This is a genomic window from Burkholderia sp. AU4i, from assembly GCF_000466765.1.
GTDB lineage: Bacteria > Pseudomonadota > Gammaproteobacteria > Burkholderiales > Burkholderiaceae > Burkholderia > Burkholderia cepacia.
In genome coordinates, this window is the sequence record NZ_ASSI01000078.1 from 44,102 (window position 1) to 61,745 (window position 17,644).

Consider the following 17,644-nt stretch of genomic DNA (forward strand, 5'->3'; position numbering starts at 1 on the left):
GTGCTGGTCTAACCCGGCATGCCGGTCAACGTCACGATCACCGCCGAGGAACTGAAAGAGCTGCTCGCCGAACGCGATGCCGCTCGTGCGTTGCGAGAAGAACAGGAGGCATTACGCGGCACCCTGCGGCTCGTGACAGCGGAACGCGATCTCGCTGAGGAACGACTCCGGGCCTACCGTCACGAGTTGTTCGGCGCAAAAAGCGAGGCACGTGATTCAGATCAACCCAGCCTGTTCAACGAAGCCGAGGTGCTCGGCGCGAGCAGCACTCCGGCTCAGGAAGATACTCCAGAATCGACGGTCGCTGCACATACGCGCAAGAAGCGGGGTCATCGCAAGCCACTCGATCCCAACCTGCCGCGCGACGTTGTGCGGCACGAGCTGCCCGAAGCCGAACGCGTCTGCGTGAACGATGGTCACGCGCTCGTCGAGTTCGGCGTGGAGATCAGCGAGCAGCTCGACGTGATTCCGGAGCAGCTTCGCGTGATCCAGCACCAGCGCGTCAAATATGCATGTCCGTGCTGCGATCTGGGCATCAAGGTGACGCCGGCGCCGCCTCGCATCATCCCTCGCGGGCTGTTGAGCGAATCGGCGCTTGCATGGATCGCCACCGGCAAGTATCAGTTCGGGATGCCACTGTATCGCCAGGCCGGTCTGCTACGTCGCTTCGGCGGCGACATCTCGTCGAACACGATTGCTGCGAGCATGGTCCGTGTGGGTCTCGCGACTCAACCCGTGATCAACCTGATGCGCGATGCGCTGCTCGATGCCGAGCTGATCTACTGCGACGAGACGACACTCCAGGTGCTGAAGGAAAAGGGCCGTCGGCCGCAAACGAAGAGTTACCTCTGGGCGCAGATGACCGATTCGTGCGTACCCATCCGATGCTTCAGCTATACACCGGGGCGCGGCACCAGGCTGGCCGACAAGCTGTTCACCGGGATCCGCGAGGGCGCGGTCATGATGACCGACGGCTACGAGCCCTACAACGACATCGCCCGGCGTCACCAGCTCGTGCACCTTGGATGCTGGGTTCACCTGAGACGGTACTTCGTCAAAGCAGAGGACAGCGTACCAAAGGCCGCCCGAACGCCCGATCTGCTGGCGACGCGCTTCATCAAATTGATCGGCAAGCTGTTCGCGGCCGAGGCGCGCAGTGCGACGTGGATCGCACAGCGACGACAGCGGTTGCGGCGACGATACAGCGCGCGCGTACTCGACGCCATCCACGCGCTGATGCTCGAGCAATCGCCCGGCGTCGTACCGAAAAGCCTGCTCGGCAAAGGACTGACCTATCTGCGCATGCAGTGGCCGAAGCTGATCCGCTACGTCGAGAACGGCAGTTGGCCCATCAGCAACAATACCTGTGAGAATGCGATTCGACCGTTCTGCGTGGGGCGTCGCGGATGGCTGTTCTCGGACACTGTCGAAGGCGCGAACGCGAGCGCCAATCTCTATACGCTCGTCGAGACCTGCAAAGCAAACAGCATCGATCCCTACCGGTACCTCACCTGGCTGTTCCAGCGCCTGCCTCTGGCGAAGACCGTCGACGACTACGACGCGTTGCTTCCTTGGAAAATGCCGGCCGACCTCCGCTGACCCGCATCACTACCACACCTCACGCGCTCCGCCACCTTACTCTGAGGGGCGTCGTTCGTGGATCGCATACCGTGGGTCAATATTCGATGCAAATTACTGCCCAGGGTGGGTCAGGTTTCCGTGCAACTCAACAGGCATGGACAACTACGGTAGCTCGAGCACAGGCACGGTGCGCTATCGCGCGTCGGTCGAGGCCGACAACACGATTGGATTTCAGGAGTCGATGTCGCTGAGCTACGTCGACTCCGAGGACAGCAATGCCCTCGTATTCTCAGGTGCCGTTCCGTTTGGCTACCAGACGATCAGTTATACGACCGCGCTTTCCGAGTATCAGCAGACGATCGGCAACACCGCGTTGCTCGACGGGCGCACGTTCAGCCAGACGCTGGGATGGGACGGCGTACTCACACGGTCGGCAACCGGCCGCACGAGCCTTGACCTCACGCTCACCAAAATGCGCACCGAGCGCAGCGTGAATGGCATCGAACTCTCGCCGCAGGACCTCACGGTACTGCGCGCGGGCATGAACGGGATATTGCGCTTTACCGCACATGACGAAGTGGCGGCAGCCACGTGGGACGCGGGCATTTTCCAAGGACGAGTCTTTCCGGCGAGCGCGCGGGCGCCGACGAAGGCTGGCGGATCGGCGTGCTCTATTCGCGCGCAGCGGTCACGGGGGCCACCGAATCCGAGCATTTTTTCGGCACGGTGCTGGCGATCGAGGAAATCAACGCGGCGGGCGGTATCGGCGGCCGCCTGCTCGATCCGGTCGTCTACGATCCGAAGAGCGATGCGGACGAATACCGGCGGCTGGCGAACCGCCTGCTGCAGGAGGACGACGTCAACGTGATTTTCGGCTGCTCGACCTCGTCGAGCCGCAAGGCGGTCCTGCCCGTGATCGAACGCAACAACGCTCTTCTTTGGTACTGCTCGATCTACGAAGGGTTCGAGTATTCGCCCAACGTCATCTACACGGGCGCGGTGCCGAACCAGAACAGCATGCAGCTCGCGGCATGGCTGCTGCGCGACGTCGGGCAGCGTTTTTTTTCTGGCGGGTGCCGACTATGTCTATCCGCGCGAATCGAACCCCATCATGCGCGACATCGTCGAGGACCACGGCGGCGAGATCGTCGAGGAAATCTATCTGCCGAGCGACGCCTATCCGGCCGCGCTCGAATCTGTGGTGCGCGAGATTCACGTGGTCGCGCCGGACGTGGTGTTTTCCACGCTGATCGGCCGCGCGGCGCGGGCGTTCTACCTGCTGTACCGAGAGAGCGGGCTCGATCCCGCGCGCGTGCCGATCGCCAGCCTGACGATGACCGAGGGCGAGACGCGCATCATCGGTCCGCAGATGTGCGATGGCCACATCGTGTCGGCCACCTATCTCAACACGCTCGACAACGACAGCAACCGGCGCTTCCTCGACTCGTGGCGCGCGCGCTTCGGCGAGCAGCCCGCGAGCATGTGGTCGGAGATGGCGTACAACCAGGTGCATCTGTTTGCCGAGGCGCTCAGGCGCACGCATAGTCCCGATACGGCGAGGCTCGTCGACGCGTTGCGCGACGTGCAGATTTATTCGCCGGAAGGGCCGTTGCGGATCGACCCCGGCAACAATCACGCGATCCTCACGCCGAGAATCGCGGTCTGCCGCGCGGATGGCGCGTTCGACGTCGTGTGGGAGAGCTGCGCCGTCGTCAAGCCCGATCCTTACCTGACGGCGTATGGATTCGGCCAGTTCTGGCTCGACGGAGAGCGGCCATGACAGCGAGGCGACGCTGATCGCGCTGTCCGACTATGAGAACCCGACGGCGCTGAAGATGCTCGTCGATACGCAGGCTCACGGCGTCATCACGAAGCCGTATCGCTCAACCGGAATCCTGAGCACCCTCGTGCTCGCGCGTGCGTCGTCGGGTTATCAGCAACGGCTGAACAGCAAGATCGCCAAGCTGGAAGAAGCCATCAAGGCGCGGTGGCACATCGAAAAGGCCGTGCGTATTTTGATGGACTCACAGCGGCTCGGCGAAAACGAAGCATACCAACACCTGCGCTCGCGCGCGACGAGCCTGCGGATCACGGTCGGCGAAATCGCGACGATGGTGATCGATGCGCACGAGGCGATGGAAAAGCTCGGGTTGGGAAAGAAGTGATCGCGGGCGAGGAGCGCGGACGCGCGTCGCTGAATCGGTCCGCTGTTGCAGCAGACGTTCGGCGCACGAAATAGCCGCGACGACGTGGGGGCAACGACCTGCGCTGCGCACGGCTCCCCGCAGTACGGCCAAGCAGTTTCATGAGCAACTCGCCCGGTTGAACTGGTTCAGCCATATCATTTCATGTGATATGATATGGAATAGACGCAGCCGGACCGAGGAGACCACCAGTGAAGCTGAAACCAGAGAGTCATGAAGATTTTCCGATCATGGAGATGTGCGTCGGCGACGCACTGGACCGGGCCGCAGGGCTTTGGTCGGACAGCATCGGATGGGTATTCGAAGACCAGTCGATTTCCTATCGGCAGATGAAGGAGCAGGTCGATCGCGTGGCGAGGGCGCTGCTCGCGAGCGGCGTACGGCAGCGCGACGTCGTGGCCGTCTGGATGCCGAATCTCGCGCATTTCGCGTATCTCGAACTCGCCTGCGCGAAGATTGGCGCGATCATTGGCGCGATCAACACGCGGTCGAAGGTATTCGAGGTCAAGCATTTTCTCGAACATAGCGAGGCGACGGTCCTCGTGATGGTCGACCATTTCCTGAAGCACGATTTCGTCGCCACGCTCGACGCGGTTTGCCCGACCGACGCACGCCAGCCCGGCGGCGACGTCGAGCCGGGACGCTTCGGTCATCTGCGCAAGGTCGTCAGCCTGTCCGACACGCCGGACAGCCGCGCGTTGCCGTGGGACGATTTTCTCGCGCTCGCCGAATCCGTTCCACCCGAACAGCTGGAAGCGGTTCAGAAGCTTCAGAAGATCGACGACCCGATCCTGATCCAGTACACGTCGGGCACAACGTCGCTGCCGAAGGGCGCGCTGTGCAATCACCGCTACGTGCTGAATTTCGGCGGCGTACTGATGCGCCGGCTCGGCATGGAGGCGGGCGACGCGTTCCTCAACACGCAGCCGTTCTATCACGTCGGTGGATCGTGCGGAGCCGTTCCCGCGCCGCTGACGATCGGCTGCAAGGTGGTCAGCGCCGAATACTACGAAGTCGAGCGGATCCTCGCGCTGATCGAACGGGAACGATGCGTCGCCCGTTCCGGTTATGGCGCGATGTACATCATGGAGATGAATCACCCGCGCTTCCGGGAGTTCGACATTTCCAGCCTGCAGGCTGGATGGTGCGTCGGCACCGCCGAACTGATGAAGCGGGTTCGCGACGAAATGCATATTCCGGGGCTGCTGCAGATCTACGGCGCGACGGAAGTGGGCGGAACGAGCGCGTGGGTCGACGACGACTGGGATGCCCGTTCGAAGAGCTGCGGCACGCCGATTCATGGCACCGAACTGAAGATTGTCGATCCGCTGACCGGCGACGAACTGCCGGCGGGTGAAATCGGCGAGATCTGCATGCGCGGATGGTGGCAGATGAACGGTTATCTGAAGCAGCCGGAGGAAACCGAAAAGGCGATCGATGCGCAAGGCTGGATGCATACCGGCGATCTGGGGCGCGTCGACGCACACGGTTATCTGTATTTTTCGAGCCGTCTGAAAGACATGCTCAAAATCGGCGGCGAGAACGTGTCGGCGCAGGAGGTCGAAGCGGTACTGCTCAGCCATCCGCGCATCGCGCAGGCGGCGGTCATCGGCGCGCCCGACGAGCGTCTGTCCGAAGTCGTGATGGCCATCGTCGAGCCGAGGCACAACGAACAGGTGACCGAGAAAGAGGTGATCGCGTGGTGCGCGCAGCACATGGCGAACTTCCGCGTTCCGCGCCACGTGCGCATCACGACCACCTGGCCGCTCACCGACAGCGGAAAAATCCAGAAGCACAAACTGCGCGAACAATACCTCGCGCCGTGACGGTTGCGGGGTGACTCGCAGGCGCGGAAGCGGGCGGCCAAATTCACTCGCGCGCTCCGCTGCGAATCGTAAGGAGACAGACAATGAAGCAGGTCACTTATCCGCGGTCGTCGCTCGACAGCGAACCGTACTGGGAAGGCTGCCGCAGCGGCGAGCTGCGGTATCAGCACTGCACGTCGTGCGGCTCGGTGGTCTTTCATCCTCGCGCGTTGTGCCCGTACTGCCTTCACGACACGCTCGAATGGAAGGCGTCGGCCGGGCGCGGCCGCGTCTATTCGTACTCGGTCCAGCATGTACCGTTGCGGCCGGATGCCGGCGCATACGCGCCGCGTGTGCTCGGCATCGCTGAGGTGGACGAGGGGTTCCACATGTTCGCGGAATTTCTGGCCGACGATCCGGAGCAGGTCGCGATCGGCGATCCGCTCGAAGTCGTGTTCGTCGAGGTGGCCGACGATCTCGTGCTGCCTAAATTCCGGGTGGGGGCGAAATGAGCGCGAACGAACTGCGCGGCAAGGCCGCGATCGTCGGCTTCGGTGACAGCTACTGCGCACGCGGCGAAGCAAAGTCCGCGATGCGCCTTGCTCAGGAAGCGACCCGCCGCGCGCTGGACGACGCGGGTCTCGGCAAGCACGAGATAGACGGGCTGCTGACCGGGCGGGCGCCGATGTCGGACCAGCGGCATCAGTGGAACAACATCTTTGCGGCGTACAACAAAATCACGCCGCGTTACGCGTCCGAGATCACGATACACGCGGCGGGCATGAACTCGATGCTCAAGCACGCGGCGCTCGCGGTGACGAGCGGCGTCGCGCGGTTCGTGCTGTGCGTCGGCGCGGATGCCGTCGCGAGCCTGCCGACCGCGCGCGCGCAGATCGGCGGCATGGACGCGGACCCGGAATTCGAGCAGCCGTACGAGCCGATCATTCCATCGATCTATGCGCAGATGGCGCGACGTTTGATGCACGAGTACGACCTGACCGAGGAGGACTTCTCGGCAGTCTCGGTGCAGTGCCAGGAATGGGCGGTCCACCATCCTTATGCGGCGAAGGCGCACAAGGGACTCGTCACTGTCGACGACGTGATGGCTTCCCCGATGATCGCATCGCCGCTGCGGCTGTGGCATTGCGCGCCGTGGGGGCCTCCCGGTTCGGCCGGCGCGGTGATCGTGACCGATGCGGAAACCGCCCGTTCGATGTCGGACCGGCCGATCTATCTGCTCGGCGCGGGCGAATGCCAGACGCACGAGTATCTGACCGACCGGATGGCGCTGCGGCAAAGCAGCCTGCCGCTCGGCGACTTGCCGAACATCACGTCGACGGGCTGCCGCGTGGCCGGCGACGCGGCGTTCCGGATGGCGGGCCTCGCACCGAAGGACATCGACGTGGTCCAGACGGCATCGCAATTCGCGCATGTGGAATTGCAGGTGCTGGCCGAACTGGGGTTCACCGATCTGCGCGGGGCCGGTGAGTTCGTCCGCTCCGGCGCGACCGGGCCGCAAGGCCAACTGCCGACGAACACCAATGGCGGATGGTTGTCGTTCGGCCAGCCGGGCGTGTCGTGCGTGATGGACAGCATCAGCGAAGCGATCCGGCAATTGCGTGGCGACGCGCTAGGGTTGCAGGTGGACGGCGCGCAGATCGGACTTGTCCATGCGAACGGCGGCATGCAGGCGTGCCATAGCGTCGCGATTCTGGGGATCGAGGCGTGAAGCCGCTCGCGCTGGCCGGCATGGGCAGTTATACGGTCGGCGGCCGCCCTGTCGTCGTCGATGGGCGCGAACGGCAGACCGTTTCGCTGTCCGCGGGGCTCGCGGGCATCGAGTACGACCCGAACGGGCGCTACTGGATCGAACAGGCCTACGTGCAGTATTTCGTGCCGCACGCGCGGCGCTTCGAACTGCCGCTCGTGCTGATCCACGGCGGCGGCCTGACGGGCAGTTCATGGGAGACGACGCCGGACGGCCGTCCCGGATGGCTGCACGCGTTTCTCGCGGCCGGTTTTGAGGTTCACGTCGTCGACAACGCCGAGCGGGGCCGCGCGGGTTTTTGCGCGTTGCCCGGACAGTGGGCGGGCGAGCCGATCGTGCGCAGCGAGGAGGAGTCATGGTCGCTGTACCGGATCGGTGACGCAGCCGATTATGGCAGGCGCATGCCGTTTGCCGGACAGCGGTTCCCGGTGGCGTTTCTCGACGAACTGACCCGCCGCACGGTGCCGCGCTGGCTCGGCACCGTCGATGCGCAGCGGCGCGCGCTGACCGCGCTGATCAAGCGGATCGGACCTTGCGTGCTGCTGGGGCATAGCCAGGGCGGCGGCTTCGCGCTGGAACTGGCGGCGCGCTGGCCCGATCTCGTTCAGTGCGTCGTGGCGCTGGAGCCGCATGGCGATTTCGCGTCGATCGGCGCGACGCCGCTCGATGGGCGCCGCGCGCTTGCCGTGTTCGGCGACTTCATCGAGCGCTCCGCGCTGTGGCGCAACCTGCTCGGCAACGCGCAGGCCGCGCTTCACGCGTGGCGTGGCGCGGGCGGGACCGCCGATGCGTTGTGGCTGCGTGACGAGGGACTGGTGGGGCACTCCCACATGATGATGATGGACGCGGGCAGCGAACTCATTGCGGCGCGGATCGCAGGATGGCTGGCGGGCGCGGCCCGTTGAACGTTGGAGAGGATGACTTGACGTCGAACGAGACCCAAACGAAAGACGGCGCGATCGTCGTGCAGGACCGCGATTGCCTGAGATACGTGACGATCGCGCGCGAGGCCCGCGCGAATGCGCTGTCGATTTCGATGCTACGGTCGCTGGCCGACGCGGTGACGTCGGCCGGACAGACAGCGGGCGTCGAGGCGGTCGTGCTGGCCGCCGCCGGCACCGGCAATTTCTGCGCGGGCGCGGACATGTCGGAACTGAAGACGCACCGGCGCGAGCAATACGACGCGCTGCGCCGAACCATCGATGCCCTTGCGCGCCGGCCGGTGCCGGTCATCAGCATTCTGCACGGAAAGACGCTGGGCGCAGGCTGCCTGCTTCCAGCATTGAGCGACGTCGTGATCGCGCCGGACGACGCCGTGCTGGGTTTCCCCGAAATGCGGTTCGGCATGTATCCGGCGCTGCTGCATGCGGTGCTAGTCGAAAGACTGCCGGCCACGCTCGTTTCCGCGCTGTGCGTCGGCGCCCGGTTCCTGAGCGCGCACGATGCGTTGGTGCTGGGCCTCGTCACCGAGGTGCTGCCTGCGGTCGACTTCGCGCTGTCGTCGCGCGAGCGGCTTGCGTTCTATGCGGCGCGCGTGCCCGCCATCCGGTTGGGACGGGAAATGCTGACCGGCACGGCGGCCTGCGATCTGGGCGAACGCGTCGATCGCGCCGAGCAGATCATCGAGCGCAATCTGGCGTTGCCGGACGTCGATGCGATGCTTGGTCGCTACCGGAAATAGGCCGATGGAACCGCGCGGAGCGTGCATCGGCCCGCTGCACGCGGACCCCGCATGGATCGATCACAACGGCCATGTGAACCTGCCGTTCTATACGGTGATGTTCATCTGCGCGGTGACCGACGTGATGAACCGTTACGGGCTCGGTGAGCCGTACACGGCGCGCGGTGACGGTTCGTTCTTCGGTGTCGAGAACCATGTCCGTTATCTGCGCGAGTTGCGGGCGGGCGATTCGGTTCTGGTCAACGTGCGGCTGCTGGATCACGACGCGAAACGGCTGCACTGGTACGCCGCCATGAGCGGTGCCGACGACGGCACGCGCGTGGCGAGTTTTGAACTGCTGTCGCTGCACGTCGATCAGCGGACCAGGAAGGTGGCGCCGATGCCCGCATGCGTGATGCGGCGAGTGGAGGCGATCCGCGAACTCGATTGCGTAGCCGGCATACCGTCCGACGCGGGTCGCGTCGGCATCGCCCGCTAACGCAGCGCGCAGGACAACGCGCTGCGCTTGCTGCGTCAATCGTTGGACAGCACGCCGGCCGCGAAGGTTTCGAAGCGGCTGTCGAGCTTGCCGATCAGTTCGAGCAGTTGCCGCCTGCCGCCGGCGTCGAGTGCCCCCGATATCTCATGCTCGAACTCCTCCAGAATCTCCAGAATGCCGTTATAGAGCGTCCAGCCGCTGTCGGTCAGCGTCAACAGGATGAGGCGCTTGTCGTTCTCGTTGACAGCGCGCGTCAATTGCCCACTGGCCGTGAGCCGCTGCGTGGCGCGGCTGACCTTGGCGCGGTCCATGCCGGTATGGTCGGCGATCTGGAACGTCGACATCGGCCCCTTCGACGCGAGCACGTTGACGACCCGCGATTCCGCGATGGTGATGCCGAGACCGTCGGCATACCGCTTGGACGCGACGGCCGTGATGCGCGTCGTGATCCTCAGCAGCCGGTAGGGAATGAATTGATCGATGTTGAAGGACTGCGCGGGCGCACCGGAGGATTTTCTGGATTTGGCGGATGGCGAGCGTGAAGTCATCGAGGCCCTGATTCGTTGACGGAGAATGGCAACCCGGCAGCATGCGATAGGCGACCGGATCGGGCGAGTCTCGTGCCGCCTGCTTCTGCAGCCCGCTTCCTGGAGCCCGCTTCCTGGAGCCCGCTTCCTGGAGCCCGCTTCTGCTGCCCGCTTCTCAGGATCGGCGCGCTCCATTGTAAGGGAATCTGCTGCGTTGCGGATAGCGGGCGGGCGCGGCCGGCCACCCGCAAGCCGGGTTGGCGGCACGGTTGCGGCGGCAGTCCGCAACGCGTGCCGGAACTGCGCGGCTAAAACACGGTGCGCATGCCGACCTGGACGACGCGCGCGGTCGCGTCGGGCGCCGTGACGCCGCCATAGTAGACTGCGCCGCCGAGCGAATAGGTCGAGCCATGCCGGTTGGCGACCTGGCTGTACGCGCCATACAGGTTGGTGCGCTTCGACAGTTGATAGTTCAGCTCGATGCTTTCCGCCCATGCGTCCTGCGAGGACGGCTGGTCGTCGGACGTGTTGATGATGCGCGAGACCTGCCCGATCGCCGAAAGCGCAGACGTAAGTTGATAACGGGCGCCCAGGTTCGCGATGGCGATCCGTGTGGTGGACGATGCCGGGTTCGACGCGCCGATTTCCCGGTAGACGTCGCTCGTATAACCTGCATAGAGTTTCGCCGCGCCGATCTGCCACGTGCCGCCGACGCCCCACTCCTGGTAGAACCCCGGGTCCGATGCGTCTTTCAGATGGATGTAGCCGGCGTGCAACCCGACGGGGCCGGACACGTAGTTGACCGCGCCGCTGAACGTGGCGCCGCTGCTCAGCGATCCGGGCACGCCGCCGACCCCGTACATGAGGCCGAACGAGAAGCCGCGCATCGACGGCGACGCGTAGACGATCGAATTGTTCGTGCGGCAGGTGATGATGTCGGTCATCAGCGTGCTTTCCACTGTGCCGTTCGGCAGCGTCCGGTCGATGTTCCAGAAGCTTCCGCCGAGTGCCGCGAAAAACGCGTCGTATTCGCTGACGGCGAGAAACTCCGGCGCGTATTGACGGCCCATCGAGATCGTTCCTTGTGGACCCTGAATGCCGACCCATGCCTGGCGGCCGAACAGCGCGCCGCCCTGTTCGATGACGCCGGTGTTAGGGCCGAAGCCGTTTTCGAGCTTGAAGAGCGTCTTGTAGCCGTTGCCGAGATCCTCGACGCCGCTCAGGCCGAGCCGGGAGCCGTAGGTCCCGCCGTTCGCCATTTTCGTGATCGTGCCGTTGCCCTGATTCGAGATGTCCATCAGGACGTCGACCATGCCGTACAGCGTTACGCTGCCTTGCGCATGCGCGCCGCAGGCCGCCGCCGAAAGGGCGGCCGCGGCCGCGAGGCCGGCGTATCGTTTCATGTCTTCCTCCAGTCTTGTTATTGTCGCTGCTGGTCAGGGCAGGCGATGGGGTGTTGCGGTCATTCGGGGGTAACCGGCCATGCGTCCGCATGGCGCGGTGTGGTTGCGCAAGGGGAGAACCGGGCGTTCAGTGGGCCAGATGGGCCGTTCGAACGTTGTCCCGCTCGACGCTGATCTCGGTGTGCATCAGCAGCTTCGAAAACTGTTCGGGCGCCCTGGCATCGCGGCCGAGCATCGTGCCGAGCCAGCACAGTGCGAATCCGAGCGGAATGCTGACGATCGCCGGATACTTGAGCGGAATGAGCGCCGCCTTGCCCATCACGGTCGGCGACAGCACGATGACGGCCACCGACACGACCAGCCCTCCCGCCAGCCCGACGATCGCGCCGGTGCGCGAAAAGCGCTTCCAGAACAGCGTACAGACGAGGGCGGGCAGATTCGCGCTGGCCGCCACGAGGAATGCGAGGCCGAGCAGGAACGTGATGTTGAAACCCGTGCCGACGGCAATGCTGAACAGTGTCGCGACGATGCCGACCGCAACCGACGAAACGCGCGCCATGCTGCGCTCGCGGCGCTCGATGTCCGGCAGGTGACGCCAGATGATGCCCGCGAACAGATCGTGTGCGACGGTGCCCGATGCGGAGATCAGCAGTCCCGATACGACAGCGAGGATCGTGAGGAAGCAGACGCCGGAGATGAACGCCATCGCGAGCGCGCCGCCGACCGACGCATCGCCGCCCGCCAGCACTCCGGCGAGGATCGGCGCGACCAGATTGCCGCCGACCGATGCGGCTGCTGCCGCGTCGCCGCCATGCAGCAGCGCACGTGCGCCCAGCCCGAGTACCACGATCATCAGGAAGAAGATCCCCATGACGGTGACCGCCCAGCCGAGCGAGCGGCGCGCCGCATTGCCGTCGCGCACCGTGAAGAAGCGGATCAACACGTGCGGCAGGCCGGCCGTGCCGAGCATGTAGACGAGGCCGAAAGACAGGATGTCGAACGGATGGGAGGAGGGCAGCAGAAGGCCCGGCTTCAGGAAGGCCGGGCTGCCCGGATGCGTGGCGGCCGCGTCCATCATCAGCGTGCCGAGATGCCAGCCGCTGGCGGCGAGGATTGTCACCGACATCACGAAGCCGACGATCAGCAGGATGATTGCTTTCACGATCATCACCCATGACGCGCCGAGCATGCCGCCGAACGCGACGTAGATCGTCATCAGCACGCCGGTGATTACCACGGCTACCGCGTACGGGAAGCCGGTCAGCGCCTGCAGCAGGATGCCCGCGCCGACCAGTTGCGCGACGAGATAGAGCAGGCTGACGACCAGCGAGGTCAGCGCGGTGACGCCGCGCAGCAACGGGTCGTTGAAGCGCACCGACAGGACCTCGCTGAGCGTGAATGCGCCGGCATTGCGAAGCCGCTCGGCGATCAGCAGCAGAGGCAGAAAGCCGAAGATCGCGGCGACGAGAATCAGCGTGCCGTCGAAGCCGTACAGATAGATGAGGCCGGTCGTGCCGAGGAAGGTGCCGGCAGACATGAAGTCGCCCGCGATGGCGAGGCCGTTCTGCGCCGCCGAGATGCTGCGCCCGGCTGCGAGAAAATCGGACGTGCTGCTGGTGCGGCGCGCCGCCCTTGCGATGATGAAGAACATGCCGAGCACGAGGCAGGCAAAGACGACGATGGTCAGCGTACCATTGGCATTCATTTTTGAGCGGTCTCCTGATGCGTGCTGTCGGACCCGGTGCGGAGGGTTTCGCGGGCGGCCTGTTCCAGCGGCGCGATTCGGCGGCTCGCGTGGCGCAGATAGCCCCAGGTGATGATCCACGCGACGGCGAACATGGCCGCCATCAGGACGAAGGCGATCGAACCGAAGCCCGAAACCGCCGCGCCGAGCGCGTCGGGCGCGAGCGCGACCAGCGCGAAGAAGCCGATGTACGTCGCCATGACGATCACGATCGTCAGCGTGTCGACTCGCCTTCTGGCGGCGATGAGTCGATTGAGCGATACAGGATGACGGCCGTGGCCGCCTGTCTCCGCACCGGTCTCACCCGATACGTGGGCCAGATTTGCTGGCATGGTCTCCTCCTGTCGGCATTCGAGCCGTGGGTGGTTGCTTCGTTGCACTGCAGTGCTCTTGCGAAAGTGCGCTTCGGCTAACGACGTCGATGCGCACGGGAGGCAAGAGATCCTGCTTGTCCGATGGACAGGTGCAGTGGATTTTCTTTTAGATCATATCATGTGAAATGAAAAGATAAATAGTGGTTTCCCGGATGCTGGACGAGCCTGGATGTTTGGCGCGGAGCAGATGGACAGGTAGGGTCGTGCCGCGAGGACGCGAGTCGGAGGATGACACGCTTTGGCTGATCGGTGATCCGCGCATCAGACGATGCAAAGCAGGGAGTAAAGCCGCTTTTTACGGGCGATTATGGGCCGGGAAGTGATTCGGGTTGCCGCTCGCGCTTGTCCGCGTGCGAGGTCTGTCACGTGCCAACGCGCAATCGTTCGGGATACGAAGCGCGTCGTCGGGCGCGCCTGATGTTGCCGCGGATTCCGCGCGAGGCAGGGGATTTTGCTGTGGCTGAGTTGGTCTGCGGAGCCGGCGTCAAGGAGCCCGGTTGGCATCGCCGGTTGTGCGGTCGGGCAACCGGCGCGGTAGGGGGAGTGCCTATCTGAGGGGGTAACACGGGACGTGCCTTCACGCGCCCTGCATTGGGCAGGACATGCAGCGTTTTGGTATCGACACGTTGTCGGTCGAGTTCGCGGCGCAGTCGTTGGCTGTTTGCCGGCGCGATCAACCGCGTCAGCAAAACAGCTCCAGCGTCTTACCTACTTCGGCGCTATGCCGCCGGCGAGCCACGGCTCCAGCGCGACACGTTCGCGCTCGAACGCCGCGATGTCCACCGAATGGCGCAGCGTGATGCCGATCTCGTCCAGCCCGTCAACGAGCATGGCCTTGCTGAACGGGTCGATCTCGAACGCGTGCGTAGTGCCCTTCGGCTCGCCGACTGTCTGCGCGTGCAGGTCGATCGACAGGCGATAGCCCGACGTGGCCTGTACGGCGTCGAACAGCGCATCCACGACGGCGTGGGGCAACACGACGGGAAGCAGTCCGTTCTTCAGGCAGTTGGCGCGAAAGATCTCCGCAAAGCTCGGCGCGACCAGCGCACGAATGCCCCATTCCGATAGCGCCCAGACCGCATGCTCCCGACTCGATCCGCAGCCGAAATTAGCCCGCCCCAGCAGGATGCCGGCTCCCTGATAGCGAGGTTGATTGAGCGGGAACGCGGGAGTCTGCCGCCGCGTAGCACAATCGTCGCCCGGCTCGGCCGGATCGAGGTAGCGCCACTCGTCGAACAGATAGGGGCCGAAGCCGGTGCGGCCCGTCATTTTCATGTATTGCTTCGGCAATATGGCGTCGGTGTCGACGTCCGGCCGGTCGATGGGCACGACCAGCGCGTCGAGCATACTAAAAGGCTGCATGGCGGTGTGCTAAACAAGAGTTGAGATATCGACGAAGCGCCCCGCGATCGCGGCCGCTGCCGCCATGGCCGGGCTGACGAGATGGGTGCGGCCGCCGCGTCCCTGGCGGCCTTCGAAGTTGCGGTTCGAGGTCGACGCGCAGCGCTCGCCGGGATTGAGGCGATCCTCGTTCATGCCCAGACACATTGAGCATCCGGGTTCGCGCCACTCGAAACCCGCCTGCCGGAAGACGACGTCGAGTCCTTCCTGCTCGGCCTGGCGCTTCACGAGGCCCGAGCCCGGCACCACCAGCGCCTGCACGATGCCGCTTGCCACTTTGCGGCCGCCCGCCACCCGGGCCGCGTCGCGCAGATCCTCGATGCGGGCGTTGGTGCAGGAGCCGATAAACACCTTGTCGACCGCGATGTCCTGGATCCGCGTGCCGGGAGTCAGCCCCATGTAGGCCAGTGCATTGCGTAGCCCCGCCCGCTTGACCGGGTCGGCCTCCTGCTCAGGATCCGGCACGCAGCCATCGACCGCGCAGCTCATCGCGGGGTTGGTGCCCCATGTGACCTGGGAGCGGACGCCGGTTGCATCCAGAGCCAGTTGCCGGTCGAATTTGGCGCCGGGGTCGCTGACCAGCGTGCGCCAGTAGGCTTCGGCTTCGCTCCACTGGGTTCCTTTCGGTGCGAAAGGGCGTTCGCGCAGGTAGTTCAGCGTGGTGTTGTCCACGGCGACCATGCCGCAGCGCGCGCCGGCCTCGATGGACAGGTTGCACAGCGTCATGCGGGCTTCCATGCTCATCGCGCGCACGGTTTCGCCGCAGAACTCGATTGCGTATCCCGTGCCGAAGTTCGCGCCGAAGCGGCCGAGCAGCGCGAGGGCGACGTCCTTGGCAGTGACGCCTTCGGCCAGTTCTCCGTCGATGCTCACCCGCAGGGTCTTCATGCGCGGGAGCCGCAGGCATTGCGTGGCCAGCACGTGCTCGATGTCGGACGTGCCGACACCGAACGCCAGTACCGCGAAAGCGCCGTGTGTGCTGGTGTGCGAGTCACCGCAGATCAGCGTGGTGCCGGGCAGCGTCAGCCCCTGTTCGGGCGCGACCACGTGCAGGATACCCTGGCGCGCGTCATCGAGGGCAAATTCGGTGAGGCCGAATTCCCGGCAATTCGCGCGCAGCGCAAGTACCTGTGTACGCGCGACGGGGTCGGTCATCGCGGCGAGGCCCCCGCTGCGATCGGTTGTCGGCACGTTGTGGTCCGACATGGCCAGCACCGAATGCGGCTGGCGCGGCGCGCGGCCGGCCAGTCGCAGGCCGTCGAAAGCCTGCGGGCTGGTCACTTCGTTGACCAGATGACGGTCGATGTAAAGCAGCGTGGTGCCGTCGTCGTTTTCACGGACGGCATGTCGACGCCAGATTTTTTCGAACAGGGTTTCAGACATCGTAGGTCGGCAAGTATGTGCTGGGCTGTCCTGTCACGGTCGGCTGGGCTGGAGTCGGCGGCGTGATCGCGCGACGCCAGCGTGGCAGGCAGCGTGGATGCGCGTGGGGGTCGATAACCCGGGTTATGCTAGTGCCCCGCCTAGGGCGGCGCTATTTCTTTTGCGGCAATCCAGCCATGCCGTATCGCGACGGCTCGGGTAGCGCAGTCCGGCGCTGCCTGCTGCGCCGGCCAACAAGAGGACGTCAAATCAATGCGCTTCGATCTCGAATCCCTGAGAGTGTTTGCCACCGTGGTGGAGCAGGGCAGCATCGCGGAGGCCGCGCAGACCGCGCATATCGTTGCTTCGGCGGTCAGCCGGCGCATCTCGGAACTGGAGCGGGACGCCGGCACGCCGCTTTTCGAACGCCACAGCCGCGGCGTGCGCCCGACCGCTGCCGGGCGCACGCTCTATCGACACGTCCGGCGCATTTTCGAGCAATTCCAGCAGGCGGAGGGAGAACTCGACGAGTACACGAAGGGCGTGCGCGGCCACGTGCGGCTGTCGGTGAATTTCACCGCAATGGTGTACTACCTGCCACAGGCATTGCAGCGCTTTTTGTCGGCCAACAGCGCAATCAAGATCGATCTGATCGAGAAGACCAGCGACGCCGTCGTGCGCATGGTCGAAAGCGGGATGGTGGATTTCGGCATCTGCGCGTTGACCGAACCCGAGCCGCGACTGACCTGCTTTCCGTATCAGGCGGACAGGCTGTTTCTGATCGCGCCGGCCCATCACCGTTATGCGGGCTGTGCGAGCCTTCGCTTCGACGACATCCTCGATGAGGACTTTGTCGGCATGCAGGATGGCGCGTCGATTCATACGCTGAGCCAGCGCGCGGCGGCTGCGGCGGGCCGGCGCCTGAAACTGCGCATTCAGGTGACCAGCTTCGAAGCGGTGCGCAACATGGTCGCGGCGGGGCTGGGCATCGGACTGCTGCCGGAGATCGGCATTCCGGACGCGACGCCGGGTCTTGTCAAGATCAGGCTGGACGAGCCGTGGGTCGAGCGGTCGCTGCAGATCGTGTGCCGGGCCCCCGATGCGCTGCCCGCCGCCGCGCGGCTGTTGGTCGGGGAATTGCTTTCAACGACGCCCCATCGCTCTACCTCCGGATAAATCGATACCGTAAATCCCGTTCTTTTATTGATCGCCAATCCTGAGAAAACGTTTGCGTCGTAGGCGGGATTTAAAGTTGTCATCTGGTTTTCGTTATGATGGTCGCGCGCAACCTAGTCATTGCGTTCGAGCTACAACGA

The 17,644-nt window shown here is 64.7% G+C and carries 14 protein-coding genes and 3 pseudogenes; 11 read left to right on the top strand and 6 right to left on the bottom strand.

Annotated elements, in window-relative coordinates:
• The first annotated feature begins 18 nt into the window (after positions 1-18).
• From tnpC to L810_RS18685, 10 genes and pseudogenes are all read left to right on the top strand, one after another.
• Positions 19-1,599 carry an IS66 family transposase gene (gene tnpC / locus L810_RS18645; protein WP_021159827.1) on the top strand — a complete coding sequence of 527 codons (1,581 nt, stop codon included), beginning with the start codon at positions 19-21 and terminating at the stop codon, positions 1,597-1,599.
• Between the two features lie 133 nt (positions 1,600-1,732).
• A pseudogene (locus L810_RS45355) lies at positions 1,733-2,197 on the top strand (ShlB/FhaC/HecB family hemolysin secretion/activation protein); the annotation flags it as partial.
• A pseudogene (locus L810_RS18650) lies at positions 2,173-3,361 on the top strand (transporter substrate-binding domain-containing protein). The pseudogenes L810_RS45355 and L810_RS18650, both read left to right, overlap by 25 nt.
• A pseudogene (locus L810_RS18655) lies at positions 3,351-3,746 on the top strand (ANTAR domain-containing response regulator); the annotation flags it as partial. The pseudogenes L810_RS18650 and L810_RS18655, both read left to right, overlap by 11 nt.
• A gap of 230 nt (positions 3,747-3,976) precedes the next feature.
• Positions 3,977-5,611: an AMP-binding protein gene (locus L810_RS18660; protein ID WP_021159829.1), complete on the top strand. Its 1,635-nt coding sequence runs from the start codon at positions 3,977-3,979 to the stop codon at positions 5,609-5,611.
• Between the two features lie 83 nt (positions 5,612-5,694).
• Entirely contained in the window at positions 5,695-6,102 is a 408-nt protein-coding gene (locus tag L810_RS18665) for a Zn-ribbon domain-containing OB-fold protein (protein ID WP_021159830.1), read from the top strand.
• On the top strand, positions 6,099-7,319 hold the full coding sequence (locus tag L810_RS18670) for a thiolase family protein (protein WP_021159831.1): 1,221 nt from the start codon (positions 6,099-6,101) through the stop codon (positions 7,317-7,319). The genes L810_RS18665 and L810_RS18670 overlap by 4 nt, the downstream gene beginning before the upstream one ends.
• Positions 7,316-8,263, top strand: coding sequence for an alpha/beta fold hydrolase (locus L810_RS18675; protein ID WP_021159832.1), 948 nt, complete (start codon positions 7,316-7,318; stop codon positions 8,261-8,263). Before L810_RS18670 ends, L810_RS18675 begins: the two co-directional genes overlap by 4 nt.
• Before the next feature lie 17 nt (positions 8,264-8,280).
• Entirely contained in the window at positions 8,281-9,039 is a 759-nt protein-coding gene (locus L810_RS18680) for an enoyl-CoA hydratase/isomerase family protein (RefSeq protein WP_021159833.1), read from the top strand.
• Positions 9,040-9,043: 4 nt separating this feature from the next.
• A complete protein-coding gene (locus L810_RS18685) occupies positions 9,044-9,517 on the top strand; it encodes a thioesterase family protein (RefSeq protein WP_021159834.1) in 474 nt (157 codons plus the stop codon).
• 35 nt (positions 9,518-9,552) lie between these two features.
• Here L810_RS18685 and L810_RS18690 read toward each other — a convergent pair whose 3' ends face one another.
• The 6 genes from L810_RS18690 to leuC form a co-directional block, all read right to left on the bottom strand.
• The gene (locus tag L810_RS18690; protein ID WP_257008906.1) at positions 9,553-10,239 is read right to left on the bottom strand and encodes a MarR family winged helix-turn-helix transcriptional regulator; all 687 of its coding nucleotides are present in this window, start codon (positions 10,237-10,239) and stop codon (positions 9,553-9,555) included.
• Positions 10,240-10,352: 113 nt separating this feature from the next.
• Positions 10,353-11,447 carry a porin gene (locus tag L810_RS18695; protein WP_021159836.1) on the bottom strand — a complete coding sequence of 365 codons (1,095 nt, stop codon included), beginning with the start codon at positions 11,445-11,447 and terminating at the stop codon, positions 10,353-10,355.
• 127 nt (positions 11,448-11,574) lie between these two features.
• A complete protein-coding gene (locus L810_RS18700; protein ID WP_021159837.1) occupies positions 11,575-13,152 on the bottom strand; it encodes a solute symporter family protein in 1,578 nt (525 codons plus the stop codon).
• Complete coding sequence (locus L810_RS44050) at positions 13,149-13,523, bottom strand: DUF485 domain-containing protein (RefSeq protein WP_021159838.1); 375 nt, start codon at positions 13,521-13,523, stop codon at positions 13,149-13,151. Before L810_RS44050 ends, L810_RS18700 begins: the two co-directional genes overlap by 4 nt.
• Positions 13,524-14,273: 750 nt before the next feature.
• Positions 14,274-14,927: a 3-isopropylmalate dehydratase small subunit gene (leuD, locus tag L810_RS18710; RefSeq protein ID WP_042975258.1), complete on the bottom strand. Its 654-nt coding sequence runs from the start codon at positions 14,925-14,927 to the stop codon at positions 14,274-14,276.
• A 9-nt stretch (positions 14,928-14,936) separates the two neighbouring features.
• Positions 14,937-16,349, bottom strand: coding sequence for a 3-isopropylmalate dehydratase large subunit (leuC, locus tag L810_RS18715; protein ID WP_021159840.1), 1,413 nt, complete (start codon positions 16,347-16,349; stop codon positions 14,937-14,939).
• A 252-nt stretch (positions 16,350-16,601) separates the two neighbouring features.
• Here leuC and L810_RS18720 point away from each other — a divergent pair, with 252 nt between their 5' ends.
• Positions 16,602-17,504, top strand: coding sequence for a LysR family transcriptional regulator (locus L810_RS18720; protein ID WP_021159841.1), 903 nt, complete (start codon positions 16,602-16,604; stop codon positions 17,502-17,504).
• Positions 17,505-17,644 lie beyond the last annotated feature (140 nt).